This is a genomic window from Sphingomonas sp. 66-10 (assembly GCF_001897045.1).
GTDB classification, from domain to species: Bacteria; Pseudomonadota; Alphaproteobacteria; order Sphingomonadales; family Sphingomonadaceae; genus Sphingomonas; species Sphingomonas lycopersici.
On record NZ_MKRR01000044.1, the window covers coordinates 27,645 to 28,822 of the forward strand.

The following is a 1,178-nucleotide window of genomic DNA, read 5'->3' on the forward strand; positions in this document are numbered from 1 at the left end:
GCTGTCCGCCGCACCCGCATCGCCCCACGCCTGCTGCCAGACGACCCCCGAACGATCGACCAGCGCGATCGCGATCGAGGGTATCTGCTTGTCGGCGACCTCGGCCTGCGCCGCCGCCGCGACCCGCGCGGCGACCGCAGCGACCTGCGGCGGCGTTATGACGTCGCCCGATGCGGCAGGCGCAGCCAGCGCCGCCGGCGACGCGGCGAGGCCGATCGGCGCAACGCTCAGCAGCAAGGCGCTTGCCAGCCAATTGGCGCGCGATCGGACGGTTCGCATCATCATCTCCCCAGCAAGCGCGCGAAATTTTCATAATCTGAATTTTTGTCAATATGGGATGAAAATTGAAAAAATCGGCGCTATTTTCCATTCAGGCCGATCGGGCCGATTGCCGGGAGGATTTGAATGTCTGCGGCCGATTCCCACAAACCACAGCGCGAGTGGCCAGACGAGGACGTCGATCCGGGCGCGGTGCTGCGGCAATTGCGGATCGAGCGGAAAATGACCCTGGCCGACGTCAGCCGGCTGACCGGGCTGCCTGTCTCGACCCTGTCCAAGGTAGAGACCGGCAAGATGCCGTTGAATTACAGCAAGCTGCTTCGGCTGAGCCAAAGCCTCGATCTCGATATCACACGGCTGTTCGCCGCCGGCGCGCCCGCACGCGCGCTTTCTCCCGCGCGGGGGACCGAGCCGACCAGCGGGCGTCGCAGCGTGACCCGCGCCAATCACGGCCCGTCGATCCGCACCGCGACCTATGACTATATCTATCCCGCCGCCGATCTGCTGCGGAAATCGCTCAACCCGATGATCCTCGACGTGCAGGTGCGGTCGATCGAGGCTTTCGGCGAGCTGATGCGTCACCCCGGCGAGGAATATGCGATGGTGCTCGAGGGGCAATGCGATTTCCATTGCGACCTTTACGCGCCCGTCGCGATGGAGAAGGGGGATTCGATCTATTTCGACGGCATGATGGGGCACGCTTATGTCGCGACGGGCGACGCGCCGTGCCGAATCCTGTGCGTCTGCTCGGCCGGCAACGAGGCGTTGAGGCCGCTGCTCAAGCCGATCGAAGCGATCTAGGGCGGATCGATATTTAGTTGGGTCCTTAGGATGCCGTCGGCTTTCCTCCCGTCACCCCGGCCTTGAGCCGGGGTCCATCGGGAGGCAAGGCAGGGCAA

Annotated in this window: 2 protein-coding genes; one reads left to right on the forward strand and one right to left on the reverse strand. The window is 64.4% G+C overall.

The genetic code is table 11. From position 1 onward, the window contains the following. A partial coding sequence (locus BGN95_RS05290; RefSeq protein WP_502688254.1) for a hypothetical protein occupies positions 1-279 on the reverse strand: 279 nt, incomplete at its 3' end. A gap of 126 nt (positions 280-405) precedes the next feature. Here BGN95_RS05290 and BGN95_RS05295 point away from each other — a divergent pair. Next, positions 406-1,080, forward strand: a complete 675-nt coding sequence (locus BGN95_RS05295) for a helix-turn-helix domain-containing protein (RefSeq protein WP_286771868.1) — start codon at positions 406-408, stop codon at positions 1,078-1,080. Positions 1,081-1,178 lie beyond the last annotated feature (98 nt).

Coding starts and splice junctions, on each gene's coding strand:
- BGN95_RS05295 (WP_286771868.1), top strand. CDS start 406: ATGTCTGCGGCCGATTCCCACAAACCACAGCGCGAGTGGCCAGACGAG.